Source organism: Rhizobium sp. C4 (assembly GCF_021026315.1).
Lineage (GTDB): Bacteria > Pseudomonadota > Alphaproteobacteria > Rhizobiales > Rhizobiaceae > Ensifer_A.
In genome coordinates, this window is sequence record NZ_JAJNCX010000004.1 from 326066 (window position 1) to 348054 (window position 21989).

At 62.1% G+C, this 21989-nt stretch carries 20 protein-coding genes; 14 read left to right on the top strand and 6 right to left on the bottom strand.

The features are described 5' to 3' along the window. From LQK84_RS10290 to LQK84_RS10315, 6 genes are all read left to right on the top strand, one after another. Complete coding sequence (locus tag LQK84_RS10290; protein ID WP_230828603.1) at positions 1-1086, top strand: ABC transporter ATP-binding protein; 1086 nt, start codon at positions 1-3, stop codon at positions 1084-1086. A gap of 70 nt (positions 1087-1156) precedes the next feature. Beyond that, positions 1157-3619, top strand: a complete 2463-nt coding sequence (locus LQK84_RS10295; RefSeq protein ID WP_230828604.1) for a beta-mannosidase — start codon at positions 1157-1159, stop codon at positions 3617-3619. A gap of 91 nt (positions 3620-3710) precedes the next feature. Next, a complete protein-coding gene (locus tag LQK84_RS10300; RefSeq protein WP_230828605.1) occupies positions 3711-4475 on the top strand; it encodes a sugar phosphate isomerase/epimerase family protein in 765 nt (254 codons plus the stop codon). Positions 4476-4485: 10 nt separating this feature from the next. Beyond that, on the top strand, positions 4486-5625 hold the full coding sequence (locus tag LQK84_RS10305) for a Gfo/Idh/MocA family protein (RefSeq protein WP_230828606.1): 1140 nt from the start codon (positions 4486-4488) through the stop codon (positions 5623-5625). Positions 5626-5699: 74 nt separating this feature from the next. Then, positions 5700-6752, top strand: a complete 1053-nt coding sequence (mgrA, locus tag LQK84_RS10310) for an L-glyceraldehyde 3-phosphate reductase (RefSeq protein ID WP_230828607.1) — start codon at positions 5700-5702, stop codon at positions 6750-6752. Further along, positions 6749-8365 (top strand): glycoside hydrolase family 43 protein, encoded by a 1617-nt coding sequence (locus tag LQK84_RS10315; RefSeq protein ID WP_230828608.1) that lies wholly within the window; start codon positions 6749-6751, stop codon positions 8363-8365. Before mgrA ends, LQK84_RS10315 begins: the two co-directional genes overlap by 4 nt. Positions 8366-8532: 167 nt before the next feature. Here LQK84_RS10315 and LQK84_RS10320 read toward each other — a convergent pair whose 3' ends face one another. Further along, positions 8533-10458, bottom strand: a complete 1926-nt coding sequence (locus LQK84_RS10320; protein ID WP_230828609.1) for an O-linked N-acetylglucosamine transferase, SPINDLY family protein — start codon at positions 10456-10458, stop codon at positions 8533-8535. A 99-nt stretch (positions 10459-10557) separates the two neighbouring features. Next, positions 10558-11520, bottom strand: a complete 963-nt coding sequence (locus LQK84_RS10325; RefSeq protein WP_330166405.1) for a zinc ABC transporter substrate-binding protein — start codon at positions 11518-11520, stop codon at positions 10558-10560. A gap of 89 nt (positions 11521-11609) precedes the next feature. Here LQK84_RS10325 and LQK84_RS10330 point away from each other — a divergent pair, with 89 nt between their 5' ends. From LQK84_RS10330 to LQK84_RS10340, 3 genes are read left to right on the top strand one after another with little or no spacing between them, the layout of a single operon-like run. Further along, positions 11610-12497, top strand: a complete 888-nt coding sequence (locus LQK84_RS10330) for an ATP-binding cassette domain-containing protein (protein ID WP_230828610.1) — start codon at positions 11610-11612, stop codon at positions 12495-12497. Continuing rightward, the gene (locus LQK84_RS10335) at positions 12490-13338 is read left to right on the top strand and encodes an iron chelate uptake ABC transporter family permease subunit (RefSeq protein ID WP_230828646.1); all 849 of its coding nucleotides are present in this window, start codon (positions 12490-12492) and stop codon (positions 13336-13338) included. Before LQK84_RS10330 ends, LQK84_RS10335 begins: the two co-directional genes overlap by 8 nt. After that, complete coding sequence (locus LQK84_RS10340) at positions 13335-13730, top strand: Fur family transcriptional regulator (RefSeq protein ID WP_230828611.1); 396 nt, start codon at positions 13335-13337, stop codon at positions 13728-13730. The genes LQK84_RS10335 and LQK84_RS10340 overlap by 4 nt, the downstream gene beginning before the upstream one ends. A 6-nt stretch (positions 13731-13736) precedes the next feature. On the opposite strand, the gene LQK84_RS10345 is transcribed toward LQK84_RS10340, so the two are convergent. Together LQK84_RS10345 and LQK84_RS10350 are read right to left on the bottom strand one after the other, a co-directional pair. Then, positions 13737-14774, bottom strand: coding sequence for an alcohol dehydrogenase catalytic domain-containing protein (locus LQK84_RS10345; RefSeq protein WP_230828612.1), 1038 nt, complete (start codon positions 14772-14774; stop codon positions 13737-13739). A 117-nt stretch (positions 14775-14891) separates the two neighbouring features. Then, on the bottom strand, positions 14892-15428 hold the full coding sequence (locus LQK84_RS10350) for a gamma carbonic anhydrase family protein (RefSeq protein ID WP_230828613.1): 537 nt from the start codon (positions 15426-15428) through the stop codon (positions 14892-14894). A 175-nt stretch (positions 15429-15603) separates the two neighbouring features. Here LQK84_RS10350 and LQK84_RS10355 point away from each other — a divergent pair, with 175 nt between their 5' ends. Both LQK84_RS10355 and dusA read left to right on the top strand, forming a co-directional pair. Next, the gene (locus LQK84_RS10355) at positions 15604-16284 is read left to right on the top strand and encodes a TerC family protein (protein WP_230828614.1); all 681 of its coding nucleotides are present in this window, start codon (positions 15604-15606) and stop codon (positions 16282-16284) included. Between the two features lie 3 nt (positions 16285-16287). Further along, complete coding sequence (gene dusA / locus LQK84_RS10360; protein WP_230828615.1) at positions 16288-17298, top strand: tRNA dihydrouridine(20/20a) synthase DusA; 1011 nt, start codon at positions 16288-16290, stop codon at positions 17296-17298. A gap of 26 nt (positions 17299-17324) precedes the next feature. Here the strand turns inward: dusA and LQK84_RS10365 are convergent, their stop codons facing one another. Both LQK84_RS10365 and hemB read right to left on the bottom strand, forming a co-directional pair. Continuing rightward, positions 17325-17777, bottom strand: a complete 453-nt coding sequence (locus LQK84_RS10365) for an RDD family protein (protein ID WP_230828616.1) — start codon at positions 17775-17777, stop codon at positions 17325-17327. Between the two features lie 92 nt (positions 17778-17869). Beyond that, positions 17870-18883: a porphobilinogen synthase gene (hemB, locus tag LQK84_RS10370; protein ID WP_230828617.1), complete on the bottom strand. Its 1014-nt coding sequence runs from the start codon at positions 18881-18883 to the stop codon at positions 17870-17872. A 139-nt stretch (positions 18884-19022) separates the two neighbouring features. On the opposite strand from hemB, the gene LQK84_RS10375 reads away from it, so the two are divergent. The 3 genes from LQK84_RS10375 to LQK84_RS10385 all read left to right on the top strand — a co-directional run bounded on the left by LQK84_RS10375 (position 19023) and on the right by LQK84_RS10385 (position 21624). Then, on the top strand, positions 19023-19457 hold the full coding sequence (locus tag LQK84_RS10375) for a DUF6163 family protein (RefSeq protein ID WP_230828618.1): 435 nt from the start codon (positions 19023-19025) through the stop codon (positions 19455-19457). A 127-nt stretch (positions 19458-19584) separates the two neighbouring features. After that, on the top strand, positions 19585-20094 hold the full coding sequence (ldtR, locus tag LQK84_RS10380; RefSeq protein WP_230828619.1) for a transcriptional regulator LdtR: 510 nt from the start codon (positions 19585-19587) through the stop codon (positions 20092-20094). 216 nt (positions 20095-20310) lie between these two features. Further along, entirely contained in the window at positions 20311-21624 is a 1314-nt protein-coding gene (locus LQK84_RS10385; protein WP_230828620.1) for a L,D-transpeptidase family protein, read from the top strand. Positions 21625-21989: the final 365 nt, after the last annotated feature.

Here is a 21989-nt window from a genome sequence, read left to right on the forward strand (position 1 = left end):
ATGAACTCGAGTGTTTCGGTCAAGGACCTTACGCTGAAATTCGGCGCTGTTACCGTGCTGGACAAGCTCAATCTGGACATCAAGGACGGCGAGTTTCTCGTTCTCCTCGGTTCGTCCGGCTGCGGCAAGTCCACGCTGCTCAACTGCATTGCCGGCCTTCTCGAGCCGACGGATGGGCAGATCTTCATCAAGGATCGCAACGTCACCTGGGAAGAACCGAAGGACCGCGGCATCGGCATGGTGTTCCAGTCCTATGCGCTCTATCCGCAGATGACGGTGGAGAAAAACCTCTCCTTCGGCCTGCGCATTGCCGGCATGGACAAGGCGGAAATCGACAAGCGGGTGGCCCGCGCTTCCGAAATCCTGCAGATCGGTCCGCTCCTGCAGCGCAAGCCGGCAGCCCTATCCGGCGGCCAGCGCCAGCGTGTTGCCATCGGTCGTGCGCTGGTGCGCGATGTGGACGTGTTCCTGTTCGACGAACCGCTGTCGAACCTCGATGCCAAGCTCCGTTCGGAGCTGCGCGTGGAAATCAAGCGCCTGCACCAGAACCTCAAGAACACGATGATCTATGTCACGCATGACCAGATCGAGGCCCTGACGCTAGCCGACCGCATCGCCATCATGCGCGGCGGCCTGATCCAGCAGCTCGATGATCCGATGACGATCTACAACGAGCCGAAGAACCTCTATGTCGCGGGCTTCATCGGCTCGCCGGCGATGAACTTCTTCAAGGGCGAGATCACGACGGCTGACGGCCGCCCTGCTTTTGCGACCAATGGCGTGACCTTCATGCTCGACGGCTACAAGGCCAAGGGGCCGTTGCGTCCGGGCACGAAGGCCATTCTGGGCCTGCGCCCCGAGCATATCAGCGTCGACGGGCCGGAAACGGCGGATACGCATCAGGCCGTGGTCGAAATCGAAGAACCGATGGGCGCCGACAACCTGATCTGGCTGAAGCATGCGGGCCAGTCGATGTCCGTGCGCATTGGCGGCAGCCGGCGCTACAATCCGGGTGCGCAGGTGAAGCTCGCCTACGACATGAGCGTCGCTTCGCTCTTCGACGCCGAGAGCGAGCTTCGTATCTGAAGTTCGATCTGAGTTGGGCGGCGGACCTCCGGCCCGCCAGCCAATCTGACAATGTGACAGGGTGAGTGCGATGCCGGTTAAATGGATCGGGGCGGACAAGGATTGCGTTGATCTTGCGGGTGAATGGCATGTTTCATCGGAGGGGTTTCCGCCGGTCGACATGACGGTGCCGGGTGATGTTCATTCGGCGCTGCAGGGCGCAGGCCTGATCCCCGACCCTTACTACGGGCGCAACGAATACAAGCTCCGGCATCTCGCCGAGAAGGACTGGGTTCTGACCCGCAGCTTCGACATCGGCGACAATGCCGGTCTTGGCGGCTGGTATCTCGATATCGACTATCTCGACACGGTCGCCACCGTTTCCATCAATGATATCGTCGTGCTGGAGGCGCAGAACGTCTTCCGGCGCTATCGTCCCGATGTTAGCCATGCGCTGAAGACCGGCCGCAACGAGATCCGCATCCTCATTCACTCCTCGGTGACCGAGGGCGCGCGGCGGCAGGCGCTGCAGCCCTTCTACGTTCCGCGCCAGGAGGCCAACTCGCCGATCGCCAACGGCAATCTCCTGCGCAAGGCGCAGTGCGATTTCGGCTGGGACTGGAACATTGCGCTGGCACCACTCGGGCTCTACGGCACGGTCGCGCTCAAGCGCATGGAGCCGGCCCGGATCGAGCATGTCGAGGCGCGGCAGACGCATCATGACAATGGAGCGGTGGACCTCACCGTCACCGTGACGCTTCATGCCTTCGAGCCTGGCGTCGTGCCGCTCTATCTGACCTTTGACGGCGAGCGCGAGCGGCTGGATTGTTCGGTCGGCGAGGGGTTGACGAAGGTCACGCAGGTCTATCGCATCGAGAAGCCCCGGCTCTGGTGGCCGGCGGGTTCGGGCGAGCAGGCGCTTTATGATCTTTCCGTCGAAACAACGCGCGAGCGGGTTTCCCGCAAGATAGGCATCCGCAAGGTCGAGCTTCTGACCGACAAGGACGAGGCAGGCAGCCGGTTTGCCTTCCGCATCAATGGGCGTGAGATCTTCAGCCGCGGCGCCAACTGGATCCCGGCGGATGCGCTCTTCTCGAAGAGCAGTCCCGCGAAGACCGAGGACCTGCTGCAGTCGGCGGTGGACGCCAACATGAACATGATCCGCGTCTGGGGCGGCGGGTTTTACGAGCAGGACTGGTTCTACGATCTCTGCGATGCCAAGGGCCTGATGGTCTGGCAGGACTTCATGTTCGCCTGCAACATCTATCCCTCGACCGAGGATTTCCTGGCCGAAGTGCGCGAGGAAGTGCTCTATCAGGTGCGCCGGCTCTCCTCGCATGCGTCGATCGTGCTCTGGTGTGGCGACAATGAACTGATCGGCGCGCTCAACTGGTTCGAAATCACGCGCAACAATCGCGACCGTTATCTGGTCTCCTATGACCGTCTCAACCGGACGATCGAAGTGGCGTTGAAGGAAGCGGGGCCGGATTTGATCTGGTGGCCGTCGAGCCCGGCATCGGGCTATCTCGACTTCGGCGATGCCTGGCATGCCGATGGCTCGGGCGACATGCATTACTGGTCGGTCTGGCACGAGAACAAGTCGTTCGACAATTACCGGACCGTGCGCCCGCGCTTCTGCTCGGAATTCGGTTTCCAGTCCTATACGTCGATGCCCGTCATCCGGCAGTTTGCCGATGCGGGGGACATGAACATTGCCTCGCCGGTGATGGAATCGCACCAAAAGAACGCCGGTGGCAACGAGCGGATTGCGGGCACGATGTTCCGTTATTTCCGCTTCCCCAAGGACTTTCCGTCCTTCGTCTATCTCAGCCAGATCCAGCAGGGACTGGCCATCCGCACGGCGGTGGATTTCTGGCGCTCGCTGAAGCCCCATTGCATGGGCACGCTCTACTGGCAGCTCAACGACACATGGCCGGTCGCTTCCTGGGCGAGCCTTGATTACGGCGGCGGGTGGAAGGCGATGCACTACATGGCGCGCCGCTATTTCCAGCAGGTGGCGGTGGCTGCGATCCCGTCCGAGGACGAGAGCGAAATCGCGCTTTCCGTCGTCAACGATACGCTCGACGACACGGTCGTGAAGATCGAGACATGGCTGGTCGATCTTGCCGGCAAGCGGCGTCCGTTCCGCTCGTTCGAAGCCGCAGCACCTGCCGACCGGGCGGTGACGGCGGCGGTGATTGCGCGCTCCGACATTCCGGACAATATGCTGCTTTTCTGGTCCTTCACGGCTGCCAATGGCATGACGGGCGAGGGGCATCATGCGCCCGTCACCTACAAGACGCTGGACCTCAAGCCATCGGGCCTTCAGCTCGATGTTCAGTCCTTTGCCGGCGGCGTCTTTGAGGTTCGCGTCACCGCGAAGGGACTGGCGCTGCATGTCATGCTGGAGGCCGATTGCGAGGGGCGCTATTCCGACAACGCGTTCGACCTCACGGCCGGAGAAACCAAGACCGTCATTTTCACGCCCGGGAAACGTTCGGCCGTCGCGCCGCAGTTCACGGTGCTGGATCTTCACAGCTGTTACGCCGGCTGATCCTTGCGGGCGCAAGTCTCGCCCGCAAGGCGGCATCACCCAAGGATGCCGGCTGACGTTACGGAAACAAACAACGAGGAGGAGTTACCCCATGGAAAAGTTCAGCTTTCAGCTTTTCAGCTCGCGCAACTATCCGCCGCTTGAGGACGTCTTCAAGCTTCTGGCCGCAAATGGCTATGCCTATGCCGAAGGTTTCGGCGGCGTCTATGGCGAGGCCGACGAGGCGGCCGGCAAGGCGCTGCGGGCGCAGCTCGACGCCAATGGTCTGGCCATGCCGACCGGGCATTTTTCCGTCGACGCGCTGGAGCAGAACCCGGACAAGGTGATCGCCTTTGCAAAGGCTGTGGGCATCGAGCTTATCGTCTGCCCCTATATCATGCCCGATCAGCGACCCAATTCGGTCGAGGGCTGGACGGATTTCGGCCGCCGCCTGCAGAAGGCCGGTCAGCCTTATCGCGCCGCCGGCTTCGGCTATGCCTGGCATAACCACGATTTCGAATTTGCAGCGCTGGAAGACGGCTCCGTCGTGCTCGACCGCATCTTTGAAGGCGCACCGGATCTCGACTGGGAGGCCGATATTGCCTGGATCGTCCGCGGCAAGGCCGATCCCTTCGCCTGGATCGAAAAGTACAGGAACAAGGTCGTCGCCGTGCATGTGAAGGACATTGCGCCGGCCGGCGAAGCGACGGACGAGGGCGGCTGGTCCGATGTCGGCCATGGCGTGGTGCCGTGGACGAAGATCATGCCCTTCATCCGCGAGAACACCAAGGCGAAGTATTTCATCGCCGAACATGACAACCCGAACGATCTGAAGCGGATGGTCAGCCGCTCCATCGCTTCGTTCAAGACGCTCTGAGGATAACCAAATGTCGCGTGAATATGGAGTTGGGGTTCTGGGCTGCGGAAACATTTCCGCCGCCTATTTCAAGCTGATCCCGCTGTTCAAGAACCTGAAGGCTGTCGCCTGCGCCGATATCAATCCGGCTGCTGCGGAGGCTCGCGCTGCCGAATTCGGTGTGCGGGCGGAAAGTGTCGATGCGCTCTTCGCCGACCCGCAGGTTGACGTCATCGTCAATCTGACGATCCCGGAAGCGCATTTCGCCATGTCGAAGCGGGCGTTGGAATCCGGCAAGCATGTCTATTCGGAAAAGCCCTTCGTGCTTTCCGTCGAAGAGGGCGAAGAGCTCCGCAAGCTCGCCGACGCCAAGGGCCTTCGCGTCGGTTCGGCGCCGGATACGTTCCTCGGCGGCGCGCATCAGTTTGCCCGCAAGCTGATCGACGATGGCGCGATCGGCAAGGTTATGTCCGGCACGGCGCATGTGCTGGGTGCGGGCATGGAAGCCTGGCACCCGAACCCGGACTTCTTCTTCCGTCCGGGCGGCGGGCCGATCCTCGACATGGGGCCTTATTATGTGACGAACCTCGTCAACCTCGTCGGGCCGGTCAAGCGGGTGATGGCGATGGCCAACATGGCACGCACGGAGCGCGTCATCGGAAACGGGCCACGCAATGGCGAGGCTGTGCCGGTCACGACGCCCACCAACATCCATGCCATTCTCGAATTCGAGAACGGGGCGCATATCGCGCTGATGGGCAGCTGGGACGTCATTGCCAACAAGCACACCAACATGGAGCTTTACGGCGTTGACGGCGCGCTGCATGTGCCGGACCCGAATTTCTTCGGCGGCACGGTGGAGATGGCCAAGCGCGGCGGTGCGGGCTTTGAAGCCGTCGAGCTTTGGGACCATCCGCTGACGCAAGCGAAGTTCCAGACGCAGGACGGGCGCATGCTCGCCAACTATCGCGCTGCCGGTCTTTCTGACATGATGGCGGCGCATGAGGAGGGACGCGAGCATCGCTGCTCGCTGGATCGCGCGCTGCATGTCGTGGACGTGCTGCTTTCGATCCTCAAGTCGGCGGAGGAGAAGCGTTCGGTCGATATCGGCACGAAATGCACCCAGCCCGCGCCCTTCACCATGGACGTGGCAGCTGCGCTGATGCGCTGAGGCCCAGATTTCCATCTTTCGAGCCGCGCCCCTAAAAGGCGCGGCTTTGCCCGTTATGACGCGAGGAGAATTCCATGGCCTGGCAGCCTGCTGAAAACCGCTACGAGACGATGAAATATAACCGCTGTGGCAAGAGCGGCCTGAAGCTGCCGGCGATCTCGCTCGGCCTCTGGCACAATTTCGGCGAGGATACGCCGATGGCCACCAAGCGCGACATCTGCCGCACGGCCTTCGATCTCGGCATCACGCATTTCGATCTCGCCAACAATTACGGCCCGCCGCCCGGCAGCGCCGAAACGGCCTTCGGTGATATCCTGAAGACGGATTTCGCCGGCTATCGCGACGAATTGATCATCTCCTCCAAGGCCGGCTACGGCATGTGGCCGGGGCCTTATGGCGAATGGGGTAGCCGCAAATATGTGATTGCCTCCTGCGACCAGTCGCTGAAGCGGCTGGGCCTCGACTATGTTGACATCTTCTATTCGCACCGCTTCGACCCCGATACGCCGCTCGAAGAAACCTGCGGCGCGCTCGATCATATCGTGCGCTCGGGCCGGGCGCAGTATGTCGGCATCTCCTCCTACAATTCGAAGCGGACGCGTGAGGCCGTGGCGTTCCTGAAGGATCTCGGCACGCCGTGCCTCATCCATCAGCCCAGCTATTCAATGATCAATCGCTGGATCGAGGAGGATGGGCTGGTCGATACGCTGGAAGAACTCGGCGTTGGCTCCATCGTCTTCTCGCCGCTGGCGCAGGGCATGCTGACGTCCAAATATCTGAACGGCATTCCGGATGCGAGCCGGGCTGCGCAGGACAAGTCGCTGAACCCGGACTTCCTCAACGAGAAGAATATCGAGAATATCCGTGCGCTGAACCGCATTGCGGAAAAGCGCGGCCAGACGCTGGCGCAGATGGCCATTGCCTGGGTGCTGCGCAAGGGCCGCATCACCTCGGCGCTGATCGGTGCCAGCCGCGCCTCGCAGGTCGTCGATTGTGTTGCCGCTCTCGAAAACCCTGACTTCACCGATGCGGAGCTTGCCGAAATCGACGTCCATGCCCGCGAAGCCGATATCAACCTCTGGGCCGCCTCTGCCGAGCGCAAGGGCCCGCCGCGCAAGAAGAAGTGACCGCCATGATCCAGAACCCGATCCTTCCCGGCTTCAATCCGGACCCGTCGATCTGCCGCGTCGGCGACGACTATTACATCGCCACCTCGACCTTCGAGTGGTTTCCCGGCGTGCAGATCCACCATTCGCGCGATCTGGTGAACTGGACGCTCATCCGCCGGCCGCTGGAGCGACCGAGCCAACTGAATATGCTCGGCAATCCCGATAGCTGCGGCATCTGGGCGCCATGCCTCACCTATGCCGACGGGCAGTTCTGGCTGGTCTATACGGATGTGAAGCGTTTCGAAGGCTCGTTCAAGGATGCGCCGAACTATATCGTGACCTCGCCGACCATCGAGGGCGAATGGTCCGATCCGGTCTTCGTCAATTCCTCCGGCTTCGATCCGTCGCTCTTCCATGACGATGACGGGCGCAAGTGGTTCGTGAACCAGCAATGGAACCACCGGCCGGAGGCCCGCCATTCCAAGGGCCATGTGGCCTTCGATGGCATCGTGCTGCAGGAATATGATGCCAAGGCCGGCAAGCTGGTCGGGCCGGTGCGCAACATCTATTCCGGCACGCCGCTGGGACTGGTCGAGGGGCCGCATCTCTTCAAGCGCGACGGCTGGTATTATCTCACCTGCGCGGAAGGCGGCACGGGCTATACGCATGCCGTTGCCATGGCGCGTTCGCACAATATCGAGGGGCCGTATGAGGATCATCCGGACCTCTATGTGATCACGTCGAAGGACAGCCCGAATGCGGCCCTGCAGCGCGCCGGCCATGGGCAATATGTCGAGACGCCGGATGGGCAGTTCTATCACACGCATCTCTGCGGCCGTCCGCTGGCGCCCAACCGCCGCTGCACGCTGGGCCGCGAGACCTCGATCCAGAAGGTCGAGTGGCGCGATGGCTGGCTTTATCTCACGCAAGGCGGACAGGTGCCTGCCGTCGAGGTGCCGTCACCGACCGGTGCGGTGAAGAACCCCGAGCCCGTCGAGATCGTCCGCACCTTCGACGAGGCCAAGCTGCCGGTGGAATTCCAGTGGCTGCGCACGCCGCATCCGGAGCGCATCTTCTCGCTCACCGAGCGGCCCGGCTTCTTGCGCATCTTCGGCCGGCAGAGCATCGGCAACTGGTTCGAGCAGGGGCTTGTCGGCCGCCGGCAGGAGCATCATGCCTTCCGCGCCGAGACCACGCTCGACTACAAGGCCGAGACCTATCAGCATGTGGCGGGGCTGACGCATTACTACGGCCGCTTCAAGTTCCATGCGTTGGGTCTTTCCTGGGACGAGGAGCTGGGCGCATCGCTGATCATCCTGTCCTGCCCCGGCGCCTATCCGAGCGGCAAGCTCGAATATCCGATCGGCATGGGCGTTTCGGTGCCGGAAGGCCCGCTCGATCTGGCGATGGAGGTGCGGGACAACGACCTGCAATTCTTCTGGAGGCCTGCGGGTCAGGGCGAGTGGCAGGCCGTCGGCCCGGTGCTCGACGCCAGCGTCATCTCGGACGAAGGCGGCGGGCTCAACGAGCACGGCTCCTTCACCGGCGCCTTTGCCGCCATGTTCACCTTCGACATCACCGGCCACGGAAAGCCGGCGGATTTCGACGGGTTTACCTATCGGGTTTTGTGAAAACGAACACTCCGTCATCCCGGACCTGATCCGGCATCCAGTGCGCGCCGTCCAGCGCGCACAACACTCCCTGTATTAATTGTCTACCGCAAAGTCCCTTCAGCCCGCGGACGCGGGCTGACCGGATCCCGGATCAGGTCCGGGATGACGGGAAACTGGTGCGGCTATTACGGTGACGGCGGCAGGAAGCTGCCGTCGCGGGCGGGCAGGGCCGGGATGTCGATATGTTCGGGGTCGAGCCCCGCCTTTGCCCGTTCCACCATCGCCACATAGCCTGCCTCCAGATGACGACAGAAGCGTTCGGCGTCGAAGAGCGGCGCGCGAAAACGGTTGGTGGCGAGCTTTTCGCGGATCGTCCCCAGGCGGTGACGGTCGGTGGCCAGCGCCACGGCAAGGTCCACATAGGCGGCATTGTCGGCGGCGACGAGCTCGGGCGCACCGATGGCGTTCAGCAGGCTCTCGGTGATCCGCGAGGCGAAATGGCTGCCCCTGCGGGTCACGACCGGCACACCGGCCCATAGCAGGTCGGAGCTTTCGAGGTGGCCGTTATAGGGAAACGTGTCGAGCGCGAGGTCTGCGGCCTGGATGCGGGCGAGGTGGTCCTCGTAGGAGACGTTGGGTGCGAAGACGAGACGGTTCGGCATCACGCCCTGCAGGAGCGCGAAGCGCGTCAGGTTCTGGCGCGCCAGTGTCGAGGTCTCGGCCATCCAGAGCACGCTGTCCGGCACCTTCTTCATGATCGCGATCCAGAGGCTGAAGGCTTCCGCGGAAATCTTGTCGGGCGGGGTGAAGACCGAGAAGACGAACTTGCTTTCGGGAAGCGCCAGATCGCGGCGCGCGCGCGGCTCGGGCAGCGGCCGGCGGACCGGATCGTTCGGCATGAAGCTCTCCGGCAGGCGGCAGAACTTTTCCGAATAGAAGGGCTTCGAGCTTTCCGGCAGCACGGTCGGATCGCCGATCACGTAGTCGATGTCGAGATTGACGAGCGTGCCGGGGAAGCCGAGCCAGGACACCTGCACGGGCGCTGCCAGCTGGTTGAACAGGCTGGGCCTCGCGCCGCCGTTATAGCCCTTCAAGTCGACCAGAATGTCGATGCCTGCATTGGAAACGGCTCGGGCGGCGGCGGTGATGTCGAGATCGTGGATCGGGATGACCGTGCCGTAGCGGGCGCGATTGTTGAAGCCGACCTTTTCCGGCGGCGTGGCGTCAACGAGATAGATGTCGAAGCGGTCGGCGTCATGGGTGTTCAGCACGCCGCGAATGAGGTTCATCGCCGGGCTGTAGTCGGTGAAGTCGTCCGAGACATAACCGACCTTGATGCGATCTGACCAGTCATGCGCCTGGATGCGGCGGATCATGTCGAGACCATCGGGCTTGTCGGGCATGTCGCTGGCGTTTTCCGCCAGCAGGTTGATCGCCTCGCTCTCGCTCCAGAGCAGGCTGTGGCGCGGCATGTCGCCCTTGAAGATGTCGGTGCTGCCGGCGGCGAAATCGCCCTTCAGGCGCGTTTCAAGTGCGTTCAGCGTATCGAAATCGTGGAAGGTGGCAGCCAGTTCCATCAGCGAGAAGAGGATGGGCCCCTGGTCCGGGGCAATCGCATAGAGCTTCTTGTAGAGCGTCAGATGGTCTTCCGTGAGTTCGGCACTGCCGACAAGGCGCGAGGCGAGCGCCAGATGCTCCGGATTGGTCGAGTTGATCAGCCGGCCCTTGTGCGCATCGACGAGTTCCTTCTCGCCGCGCTCCATGAAGCCCTTGATCAGGATATAGACGACGTCCTGGTGTTCCGGGATGACCTTGTTGAGCTGCAGGGCAAGCAGGAACGCCTTCTCGCGCTGCCCGGCTTCCTCGTAAAGCTGCATGGCATTGAGCAGAAAGGCGGAGGCATGCGGCGTCTCGCGCTGGGCGGCACGCTCCAGCACTTCCGCAGCCTCGGTCGGCATGCCGGCCTTCTGGAAGGTGCGGGCGAGCAGGGACAGGACGTTGATGTCGCCGGCGCCACCTGCGGTCATCAGGGAGTTGAGGATGATGAACGTCCTGTCGAGGTCGCCGGCCTCGAAGGCGGCCATGGCGGCCTGCAGCGTGGGCTCAGTCAAAATTGCGGACTCCGGTCTGCGAATCGATCCGCAATTCTTGCAAGACTAAAATGGCGCGGGCAAGTGGCGCGGGGCCTCGAATACCCTCTTGCCAGCCGTTCAGGCCTCCTTGCTCAGGCAATCCTTGAGATTGTCGGCCAGCGACTGCAGGAGACGGGGGTAAAGGTCTGCCCCTTCCGTCAGGCTTGCGCCTTCCGGATCGAGTTCGCCGCGGAAGGTTTTCGTGCCGGCGGCGATCGTGTCCATGAGCTTCGGTTCGAATTGCGGCTCGGAGAAGATGCAGACCGCGCCGAGCGTCTTGATCTTCTTCTCGATCTCGGCAATGCGGGCCGCACCCGGCTGGACTTCCGGGCTGATCGTCACCGATCCGGTGGCGCTCAGGCCAAAGCGCTTCTCGAAATACTGATAGGCGTCGTGGAAGACGATGAAGGGCTTGCCCTTGTAGGGCGCAAGTTCGGTCGCGATCTTCGTTTCGAGCGCAGCGAGATCGGCATCCGTGCGGGCCGCATTTTCGGAATAGGCGGTCGCATGTGCCGGGTCGGCTGCCGAAAGCGTGGCGGCGATCACCTTGACGGCGGCGCGGGCATTTTCCGGGTCGAGCCAGAAATGCGGATCGGTCTCTTCCTCATGGTCGTGGTCATGGTCCGCATGGGCTGCTTCGCCTTCGTGTTCATGCGGCTCGAACGTTCCGCCCTCGCGCGGCTTGAGCGTGGCAATCGCCGGTGTTTCGAGCAGGGCAACGGACGTTGCCTTGCCGGACAGCGAGGCGAGCGGCTTTTCCATGAACTTTTCCATGTCGTGGCCGGTCCAGAAGACGACATCCGCCTTCGCAAGCGCTGCCGCGTCTGACGGCTTCATCGTATAGGTGTGCGGCGAGGCGGCACCCTTCACGATCAGGCTCGGTTCGCCGACGCCCTGCATGACGGAGGCGACCAGAGAATGGATCGGCTTGATCGACACGACGACATGCAGGTCGTCCGCCGCAGCCGGTAGGGCGACAAGGCCTGCAGAGCCGAGAACGAGAGCCGCGGCCAGGCTGGGCATGGTCTTGCAAATGCGCATCGATAACCTCAGATATGTTATACTGTTACAAACTTGTGTCACGATATAACGTGTGCGATAAGGCCTGACAAGGCGGGATGACGGATCGAATGTTGCATCAGGGCGATGGCGCAGAGGCGCTTGTGACGCTTCGCGGGGCAGGGGTCTTGCGCGGCGGACGCTGGCTCGTGCGCGGCGTCGACTTCTCCGTTTCTCCCGGAGAGATCGTCACGCTGATCGGACCGAACGGCTCCGGCAAATCCACCACGGCGAAGATGGCGACGGGGGTTCTCAAGCCTTCCGAAGGCGATGTCTTGCGCCGTGCGGGTCTGAGGGTCGGCTATGTGCCGCAGAAGCTTGCGATCGACTGGACCATGCCGCTGACCGTCGAACGGCTGATGACGCTGACAGGCGCGCTGCCGGCAAGGGACGTTGACGCGGCGCTTGAGGCGACAGGCGTCGCCCATATGAAGAAGGCGGAAGTCCATCATCTGTCCGGCGGCGAGTTCCAGCGTGCGCTGCTCGCCCGCGCCATTGCCCGCAAGCCCGACCTTCTGGTTCTGGACGAGCCGGTGCAGGGTGTCGACTATGCCGGCGAGGCGCTGCTTTACGAACTGATCGCGCGCATCCGCCGCGAAATCGGCTGCGGCATTCTCCTGATCTCGCACGATCTGCATATCGTCATGGCCGAGGCCGACACGGTGATCTGCCTGAACGGTCACGTCTGCTGCCGGGGCACACCAAAGGCGGTGAGCGAAAGCAGCGAATATCGCAATCTCTTCGGCGCGCGCGGCTCTGCGGCCATCGCCTTCTATGACCACCATCACGATCACGAACATCTGCCGGATGGGCGTGTGCTGCATGCGGACGGATCGGTGACGGATCACTGCCATCCCGACGACGGGCATCATCACGACCACGATCATCACGGCCATGACCATCATAATCATGATCATGGGCATGAGCATGGCAAGCATGCGGGGCATCGCCATGCTTGACGATTTTTTTGTTCGTGCGCTTCTTGCCGGTCTCGGGCTGGCGCTGGTGGCCGGTCCGCTCGGCTGTTTCGTCATCTGGCGGCGCATGGCCTATTTCGGTGACACGATGGCGCATTCGGCGCTGCTGGGTGTTGCGCTGTCGCTGCTCTTCAAGGTCAATCTGACGGTTTCGGTCTTCGTTGTCGCGGCCGTCGTGTCGCTGGCGCTTCTGGCGCTGCAGCGGCGCGGTGCGCTCTCGACCGACGCGCTGCTCGGCATCCTGTCGCATTCGACGCTGGCGATCGGCCTCGTGCTTGCGGCGTTTCTGACCTGGGTCCGCTTCGACCTGATGACCTATCTTTTCGGCGACATCCTGGCGGTGGGGCCGACGGATATCGTCATGATCTGGGGCGGCGGCATCCTCGTGCTGCTGGCGCTCGCCAAGCTCTGGCGTCCGCTGATTGCGGCGACCGTCAATCCGGAACTGGCGGAAGCCGAAGGCATGCAGCCGGAGCGGACGCGGCTCTATTTCATGCTGCTGCTGGCGCTTGTCATTGCCATTGCCATCAAGGTCGTCGGCATCCTGCTGGTGACGGCGATGCTGATCATTCCGGCGGCGGCGGCGCGGCGCTTTTCCAACTCGCCGGAGGTCATGGCCGTCGTGGCTTCGCTGCTCGGCATGGTCGCGGTCGTCGGCGGGCTTTTCGGGTCGCTGCGCTTCGACACGCCCTCGGGACCGTCGATCGTCGTTGCGGCCCTCATCATCTTTCTTGTCAGCCTGCTGCCGTTTGCGCAGAGGAAGACTATCGATCAGCCGGGCCCGGGCAACCGGGGGGAAAGCCGGCGCGGAGGCATATCATGAGCGTTGCGGGTCTGACCAAGAACCAGGCTTTGGTGTTCGACAAGCTGACAGCCGCCGGCGGGCCGATGAGCGCCTACCAGATCCTCGACAATCTGCGCGAGGAGGGGTTTCGGGCGCCGCTGCAGGTCTATCGCGCGCTCGACAAGCTGATTGCCGACGGCCTCGTGCACAAGCTCGAAAGCCTCAACGCCTTCGTCGCCTGCGCGCATCCGGAAGAAAAGTGCGGCAGCCATGGGCTGACGGCTTTCGCCATCTGCAATGAATGCGGCAATGTCTTCGAATTCCATCATCACGGGCTCGAACACGACCTCGAGCATTTTCTCGGCGCGAAGGGGTTCAAGCCGGAAAAGACGGTGGTGGAAATTCGCGGGAAATGCGCGAACTGCGCCTGACCTGCCTCAGGGCGACAGCAAGATCTTCCCGTTCCGCGCCGCCAGCGCCGCCGGCAGTTTCTCGATCGCATTCTTCAGCGGAATGATCTCGGCCACGTCCGTCGTCCAGCGGCGGTCGACGAAGCGGGCCTGCACTTCGCCAATGACACGGATCTGTTCCTCCGGTGGGGTGTCGCGGAACCATTCGGTCAGCCAGAAGCCGGTGATCGACTTGCTCATGAAGATGAACTGGCCGAGTTCGCGGGCGCTGATGGCGCTGGAATCGAGCTTGCCGTAGATCACCCAGTTGGCGCGGTTGGGCATGGCGAAGAAGAGGTCGGCGGAGAGCTGGTTGGCGACCGCGTCGAGCATGACGCGCGGCTTTTCCTGGCGGGCGATGGCGCGGAACTGGTCGAGCACATCCGGATCGCTTTCGACGAGAACATGCGCGGCACCCAGCGCCTTCAGGGGCTCGATCATTTCGCTGCGGCGCACGAACACGATCGGGCGATAGCCCTCGTCACGGGCCAGTGACGTCACGAGCTTGGAGACCTGGCTGGCGCCGGCCGTCAGAATGAAGCTCCTGCTCTCGGCCTTGCGGACGATCTGGAACATGGCATAGGCCGTCAACGGATTGACGATATGGCCCGCCGCATCGACATCCTGCATGTCGGGGCGCACGGGGATGCAATTGTGCGCGGCGGTCAGTGCGTAATCCGCCCAGCTACCCGAGCCATCCATCGAGACGGAAAACGCGACGCGCTTGCCGACAAGCTTCTCGGCATATCTGCCATGGCCGGCGACGACATCGCCGACGCCCTCGAAGCCGGCGGGCAGGCCCTTGCGGCGCGGCTGGCCATATTCGCCCTTGATGAAATGGAGATCCGACGGGTTGATATTGGCGAGCCGCGTGCGGATCAGCACCTGACCCTCCTGCGGTGCGGGAACGGCAATTTCGCCATCCTCGATGAAGGGCTCCATCGTCTCGAAGACGATGCCGGTCTGCGTTCCCGAATAGCCGTCGTGCTTCTGCAGAAGGGCATGCATGGTCTTCGGGATCGTCATTGCGGGGTTCCTCCATTGCGCGGCAGCTGCGCACTCAGCGCGGACGCCGGTTCTCGTCTTTGTTCAACCATGAACCAATTTGCGGAGGTGGTCAATGTCCGAAGATTGCAACCGGTTTCAGGTTCCGGGGATTTCCTTCAGGCCCTTCTTGAAGCGCTTCCAGTTGCGCACATAGTTCTGCGCGGAGAGGCCGAGGCGCGCAGCGTCTCCGGCTTCCAGCGTGCGGATGGCGCGGGCCGGTGCGCCGACGATCAGCGAATTGTCGGGAAACTCCTTGCCTTCGGTCACCAGCGCATTGGCGCCGACGAGGCAGTTGTTGCCGATCTTCGCGCCGTTCAGCACCGTTGCGCCCATGCCGATCAGCGAATTGTTGCCGATCGTGCAGCCATGGATGATGGCGCTGTGGCCGATGGTGCAGTTGCTGCCGATATGGACCGGGAAACCCGGATCGGTGTGGATCATCGTGTTTTCCTGGATGTTCGAACCGTTGCCGATGGCGATCACTTCATTGTCGCCGCGCAGCGTTGCGCCGAACCAGATGCCGACGTCTTCGCCGAGCTCCACCTTGCCGATGACATGGGCGCCGGGGGCGACCCAGTATTCGCCGCTTTCAGGCGTCTTCGGGCTAATTCCGTCGAGATCGTAAAGTGGCATATTGTCCTCCTGCGCAAGTATAGTCCCATTTATTGGCTGGAAAGACTGGCGATTCAAGGGCCAAGTGACCATATCCGGTTGACAGAGAGCGGAGTTCCCGGCAGGTCTCATGCCATATTGACGGGCGCGCTCGACCAGGCCCTTTGCGATAACAAGAACAGGAGACGTGAACGGCATGTTCGGCCTTGAGATGTCCGCCATCTATGCGCTTTTTCAGGTTGCCATGATCGACCTCGTGTTGGCTGGCGACAATGCCATCGTCATCGGCATGGCCGCTGCCGGCCTCGACAAGACGCTGCGCAGCAAGGCGATCCTGATCGGTATTCTCGCAGCCACGGTGCTGCGTATTCTCTTCGCGCTCGTGGCCACGCAGCTGCTGCAGCTGACCGGTCTTCTGCTCGCCGGCGGCATCCTGCTGCTCTGGGTCTGCTGGAAGATGTGGCAGGAGCTGCGTACCAGCGAGGCTGACCGCGAGCATAGCAGTGAAGCGCTGGACATGGCGACGGACGGCGTTCCTGATGCCGACAATCCCAATCTCGATTCCGGCCCGCGCAAGACGCTGAGGCAGGCGGTCACGCAGATCATCATCGCCGACGTCTCCATGTCGCTCGACAACGTTCTGGCTGTTGCCGGCGCCGCGCATGATCATCTCGGCGCCATGATATTCGGCCTGTCGCTATCGGTCGTGCTGATGGGCGTTGCCTCGTCCTTCATTGCCAAGCTTCTCAACAAGCACCGCTGGATCGCCTGGCTCGGCCTGCTGGTCATCGTCTATGTGGCCATCAACATGATCTTCGACGGCACCGATGACCTCACCCATGGCGGCCTGCCGTATATTCCCTTCCTGAAGGGGTGAGGCATGGCCAGTTTCTACCAGGACGCCGTGGCATCGGGCGGGAAGATATTTTCGATCGCCCCGATGCTCGACTGGACGGACCGGCACTATCGCTATCTGGCGCGCCTGCTTTCCAAGCGGGCGCTGCTTTATACCGAAATGGTGGTGGCAGATGCGATCATCCATGGCGATCGCGAGCGGCTCTTGGGTTTTGATCCCTCGGAACATCCGGTGGCCCTGCAGCTGGGCGGTTCCGATCCGGACAAGCTGACCGAGGCGGTTCGGATTGCCAGCGATTTCGGCTATGACGAGATCAACCTCAATGTCGGCTGTCCGTCGGATCGGGTTCAGTCCGGCACGTTTGGAGCCTGCCTCATGCAGACGCCGGACGTGGTGGCTGCGGCAGTTGCGGCGATGAAGAAGGTTTCCAACGTTCCGGTGACCGTGAAATGCCGGATCGGCGTCGATGAGCAGGATCCGGAAGCGGCTCTGCCGGGCCTCGTCATTCCGGCGCTGGAGGCGGGAGCGGATGCGGTCTGGGTTCATGCCCGCAAGGCCTGGCTCAAGGGGCTGAGCCCCAAGGAGAACCGGGACATTCCGCCGCTCGACTATGAGATCGTCTATCGCCTCAAGCAGCGCTTCCCGAATGTCTTCATCGGCATCAATGGCGGCATCCAGTCGATTGAAGAGATGCAGACGCATCTGGCGCATGTCGATGGCGTCATGGTGGGCCGCGCGGCCTATCACAACACGTCCATTCTCGGCGATGTCGATGCGGAACTGTTCGGGGATGAGCGCGAACCGCTGTCACGCGAAGACATTCTGGACGCGATGAGCGCCTATTGCGCGGCCTATGTTGCGTCAGGCGGCAAGCTTTCGACGGTCACGCGGCATATGCTGGGATTGTTTCAGGGCATGCCGGGCGCGCGGCGCTATCGGCAGGTGCTGTCGACCCATGGGCCGAAGCCGGGGGCAGGGGCCGAGGTTCTTGCCCGCGCCTTTGATGCCATGCAGCCGGCAGCGCTTGCCGGCTGAATTGTCGTTTTATTGAAGGTTTCGGCTCAATCGGCGCGGATCATTTCCGTGCCGAGCAGCAGGTCGTGGACCAAACGGCCGTGGTTGGTGAAGAGACCGGCCAGCAGGATGAGCGGCGTCAGCACGGCGTTGAGGATCCAGAACAGCACCAGATGGACGAGCGCGACCATGAAGTCGATCGGCTGGTTGTCGACGCGGCGCATTCTGAGGCCCACGGCGCGCATGCCGGGCGTTCCCTGTGCCGGGCCACCGATCGACAGGCCGAAATAGAGGCCTGCGACGACGAAGAACAGCACCGGATAGAGATAGAAGCCAAGGCCGAAGGTCAGGACGCCGAGGAAGAACACCACGACGATTGCCGGCAGCATCAGCAATGCCACGATGACATAGTCGATGATGAAGCCGAAGATGCGCCGCGACAGCACACCCTGATAGGCGCGCCAGTCAAGCTCATAGTTGTCTTCGCGGGTCATGCTCATCGTCGTTCGTCTCCAATGCCGGAAGAAGTGCCGGCCACACCGCATATATGGTGTGGCGCCGGCCGGTCTTCAACGCGCGTTTGACGGCGTGCTCAGGCCTTGGCGAGAATTTTTGCAACTTCGGGGGCGAAATAGGTCAGGATTCCGTCGCAGCCTGCGCGCTTGAAACAAAGAAGCTGTTCCATCATCACCCGCTGACCGTCGATCCAGCCGTTGGCTGCGGCGGCCTTGACCATCGAATATTCGCCCGACACCTGATAGGCGAAGACGGGCAGGCCGAATTCCTGCTTCATCCGCCAGACGATATCGAGATAGGGGAGGCCCGGCTTGACCATCAGCATGTCGGCGCCTTCCTCGACATCAAGCGCCGCGTCGCGGATCGCCTCCGTGCCGTTGGCGGGGTCGATGTAATAGGAGTTCTTGTCGCCCTTCAGCAGACCGCCGGTGGAGATCGCCTCGCGATAGGGGCCGTAATGGCCGGAGGAGAATTTCGTCGCATAGGACATGATGCCGACATCCTGGTGGCCTGCGGCGTCGAGTGCTGCGCGGATCGCACCGATGCGGCCATCCATCATTTCCGACGGCGCGATGATGTCGGAGCCGGCATCGGCCTGGATGACGGCAGCGCGCGCTACAAGCTCGACCGTCTCGTCGTTCACGATGATGCCATCGCGCAGGATGCCGTCATGGCCATGACTGGTGAAGGGGTCGAGGGCCACATCGGTAATGACGCCGATCTCCGGCACGGCCTTCTTCACCGCAGCGGTGGCCTTGTTGATCAGGTTCTCGCGTTCGAGAATCTGCGAGCCGGTAATGTCGCGCAGGTCCATTTCGATGTTGGGGAAGGTGGCTATCGCCGGAATGCCAAGTGCCGCAGCCTCTTTCGCAGCCTCCACAAGCCTGTCGACGCTCATGCGGTTGACGCCCGGCATGGCGGCGATCGGATCGATGATATTCGTGCCCGGCACGACGAAGACCGGCCAGATGAGGTCGTCCACCGTCAGCGAATTCTCGCGCACGAGGCGGCGGGTCCAGTCGGCCTTGCGGTTGCGGCGCATGCGGCGATGGCCGGTGATGTGGTCGACGGCGTGGGTCTTGTCGGTCATGGTGGTGGTCCTTCGAACAGATGGTGCCGTGTTATCACGCAGCTTCCCGAAACGGAACGTCGAATGAACCGTTGATGGCGTGCCGAATTGACACGGGGCGGGCTGGCGGTCGGCGTATCGCTCGCATATCGTCCGGCACATGAGTGGCGATTCAAGACCGGCTGTCCGGCGCACCCTGATAGAGACGCTTTTCACCGTCTTCATGCGCATGACGGCGATAGCCTGTTTCTATTTCGGACTGCGCTACTGGGACCTGGTGCTCGGCGTCACGTCGGGCAGTAATATCCGCTTCGATGTGATGAACGTGCCGTGGCGGACGCTCTCCACCGTGCTGGCCGTCTGCTATCCGATCATCGCGCTCGGGCTCTGGATGGGGTCTGCCTGGGGCGCCGTTCTGTGGGCGGCGGTGGCGATCGGCGAGGTGCTGGCGCACACGCTCTGGGTCCATGTCTATGGGCCCGACGACCTGCTGATCGTCATGGATGTCAGCGTCGCCTGCCTCTATCTCGCCTTCCGGATCGGCCTCTATCTGGAACGGCGCGGCCGCAACCGGGTAAGGAGTGATTCACTGTAATTCCCACTGGGCGATTAGTAACGCCCTGTTAATGCTGCGGTTTAAGTAGAATTTTAGATGCATTCGATAGTCTCTGGTCATAGGCGGAAGAAAACAAAAGAACCGCCACAAAAACAGAGAGGCAGTCATGATCAAGAACCAGAAGCAGGCCGTTGCCACCGTCGAAACGCATGAAGACCCGATCCGCGATCTCTATATGGAATCGCTCCACCTGGTAGAGCGGCTGCACCGCCGCCTGCTGGATGTCATCAAGGACGAGTTCGACCGCCAGGGTCGTTCGGATGTCAACGCCGTCCAGGCGCTCCTTCTTTTCAACATCGGCAATTCCGAGCTGACCGCCGGCGAGCTGCGCTCGCGTGGCTACTACCTCGGCTCGAACGTTTCCTACAACGTCAAGAAGCTGGTCGATCTCGGCCTCATCAACCACAGCCGCTCGCGTGTCGACCGCCGCGCCGTCCGCATCAGTCTGACCAAGGATGGCCAGGACATCGCCGAAACCGTCGCAAGGCTCTATGAGCGCCATATCGGCTCGATCCAGAAGGTCGGCGGCATCGGCGAAGACGAGTTCACGCAGATGAACAAGCTGCTCCAGCGCCTCGACCGCTTCTGGAACGACAGCATCCTTTACCGTCTGTAAACGACGCAGACATTAGTTTCGTCTCTCGAAAGGGCCGGGCGGCTTCCGTCCGGCCTTTCGCATTGCAACGAAAGCGCGACGGCGAGACACGAATCGGCCATATTGCTGTGTCAACTCGGCAACAACGTCGCGCGCTCGCCAGATGCGCGCCTGAAGTTCCCGGCGGGTGTCCCTCCAGACCCGCACGTACAGCGATTTCGATGGATTGGTTAGAGAATGTCGGACAAGAAAATACTTGATCTCTCCCGCCGCGCCTTCCTCCGCAGCGCGGCCGTGGGCGGCTTTGCAGCCGTTGCAGGCAGCGCCTTTGCGGACGACCTGGACCTGCAAAGCGTCATCGATGCGCCGCGCCGTGGCGATTGGGACGACCAGTTCGACGCCAAGGCGATGAGCTCGGCCAAGGCCGTTGCCTCCAACAATCCGATTTTCGGACCCGAAGCCATCCCGAACATCCAGCAGGCGATCCTGAAATATCAGGAAATCGTCGGGCAGGGCGGCTGGCCGCAGGTCAATCCGGGCCAGAAGCTGCAGCTCGGCGTTGCCGATCCGTCAGTACAGGTTCTGCGCAAGCGCCTGATGATTTCCGGCGACCTGCCGCAGGCCACCGGCATTTCCAATGCCTATGACTCCTACGTCACCGCAGCCGTGAAGCGCTTCCAGGCCCGCCACGGCCTGCCGCAGGATGGCGTGCTCGGCGATTTCACCATCAAGGCGATGAACGTTCCGGCCGATATCCGCCTGATGCAGCTGCAGACCAACCTGAAGCGCCTGCAGGAGGTCAAGGGTGATCTCGGCCAGCGCTATGTCATGGTCAACATTCCGGCCGCCTATATCGAAGCCGTCGAAAACGGACGCGTCGTGCAGCGCCACACCGCCGTTGTCGGCCGTGAATCGCGCCCGACGCACATCATCGACAGCAAGATCTATGAGGTCATCCTCAATCCTTACTGGACCGCGCCGCGCTCGATCGTCCAGAAGGACATCATGCCGCTGATGCAGAAGGACCCGACCTATCTGGCGCGCAACAATATTCGCCTGCTGGACGGCAAGGGAATGGAAGTTGACCCGAAGACGGTCGACTGGAATGCCGCCAAGGCCCCGAACCTGACCTTCCGTCAGGACCCGGGCAAGATCAACGCCATGGCGTCGACCAAGATCAACTTCCACAACCCGAACAACGAGTACATGCACGACACGCCCCAGCAGGGCCTGTTCAACAAGCTCGTCCGCTTCGAATCCTCGGGCTGCGTGCGCGTCCAGAACGTGCGCGACCTTGCCACCTGGCTGCTGCGCGACACCGCGCCGTGGGATCGCCAGCATATCGAGCAGGTCATCCAGACCCGCGTCAACACGCCGATCAAGCTGGCGCAGGAAGTGCCGGTCTATTTCAAGTACTTCACCGCCTGGTCGGCAAAGGACGGCATCGTGCAGTTCCGCGACGACATCTACTCCATGGACGGCGCCCAGCAGCTCGCGCTGCAGACCGGCCTGAACCAGGAAACGGTGGATGGTGCGGTGAACGCGCAGTAAGCAGCGCGGTTACGGTTGGAATCAGAACGGGCGGTCCGGTGGGCCGCCCGTTTTTTGTTTTGGAGGGTTTCGGCTAGTCCTCTCCCCTTGTGGGAGAGGAAGGAAAATCAGCGTCTTAGCTTCAGCTAAGTGCTAGATTTTCCAGGTGAGGGGTCACGATCGGCCTCCGTCGTACCCCGCATTCACCCCTCACCAAGCTCGCCAAACCAATCGCTTGTCGCTCTTGGGGCGAGCTATCCTCTCCCACAAGGGGACCGTTGCAAAATTCCACTGATATGATTCACTGGTTCTGCAGCGGCTGGAGGCGGTGGGATGTCAGTTCGTCGGGAAGGTCAGTTCAGTTTTGTAGATGCTCTGATGCCGCA

Coding starts and splice junctions, on each gene's coding strand:
- LQK84_RS10295 (WP_230828604.1), top strand. CDS start 1,157: ATGCCGGTTAAATGGATCGGGGCGGACAAGGATTGCGTTGATCTTGCG.
- ldtR (WP_230828619.1), top strand. CDS start 19,585: ATGATCAAGAACCAGAAGCAGGCCGTTGCCACCGTCGAAACGCATGAA.
- LQK84_RS10325 (WP_330166405.1), bottom strand. CDS start 11,520: ATGCGCATTTGCAAGACCATGCCCAGCCTGGCCGCGGCTCTCGTTCTC.
- LQK84_RS10355 (WP_230828614.1), top strand. CDS start 15,604: ATGTTCGGCCTTGAGATGTCCGCCATCTATGCGCTTTTTCAGGTTGCC.
- LQK84_RS10305 (WP_230828606.1), top strand. CDS start 4,486: ATGTCGCGTGAATATGGAGTTGGGGTTCTGGGCTGCGGAAACATTTCC.
- LQK84_RS10340 (WP_230828611.1), top strand. CDS start 13,335: ATGAGCGTTGCGGGTCTGACCAAGAACCAGGCTTTGGTGTTCGACAAG.
- LQK84_RS10375 (WP_230828618.1), top strand. CDS start 19,023: ATGAGTGGCGATTCAAGACCGGCTGTCCGGCGCACCCTGATAGAGACG.
- LQK84_RS10300 (WP_230828605.1), top strand. CDS start 3,711: ATGGAAAAGTTCAGCTTTCAGCTTTTCAGCTCGCGCAACTATCCGCCG.
- LQK84_RS10385 (WP_230828620.1), top strand. CDS start 20,311: ATGTCGGACAAGAAAATACTTGATCTCTCCCGCCGCGCCTTCCTCCGC.
- LQK84_RS10350 (WP_230828613.1), bottom strand. CDS start 15,428: ATGCCACTTTACGATCTCGACGGAATTAGCCCGAAGACGCCTGAAAGC.
- LQK84_RS10365 (WP_230828616.1), bottom strand. CDS start 17,777: ATGAGCATGACCCGCGAAGACAACTATGAGCTTGACTGGCGCGCCTAT.
- hemB (WP_230828617.1), bottom strand. CDS start 18,883: ATGACCGACAAGACCCACGCCGTCGACCACATCACCGGCCATCGCCGC.
- LQK84_RS10345 (WP_230828612.1), bottom strand. CDS start 14,774: ATGACGATCCCGAAGACCATGCATGCCCTTCTGCAGAAGCACGACGGC.
- LQK84_RS10335 (WP_230828646.1), top strand. CDS start 12,490: ATGCTTGACGATTTTTTTGTTCGTGCGCTTCTTGCCGGTCTCGGGCTG.
- dusA (WP_230828615.1), top strand. CDS start 16,288: ATGGCCAGTTTCTACCAGGACGCCGTGGCATCGGGCGGGAAGATATTT.
- LQK84_RS10290 (WP_230828603.1), top strand. CDS start 1: ATGAACTCGAGTGTTTCGGTCAAGGACCTTACGCTGAAATTCGGCGCT.
- LQK84_RS10330 (WP_230828610.1), top strand. CDS start 11,610: ATGTTGCATCAGGGCGATGGCGCAGAGGCGCTTGTGACGCTTCGCGGG.
- mgrA (WP_230828607.1), top strand. CDS start 5,700: ATGGCCTGGCAGCCTGCTGAAAACCGCTACGAGACGATGAAATATAAC.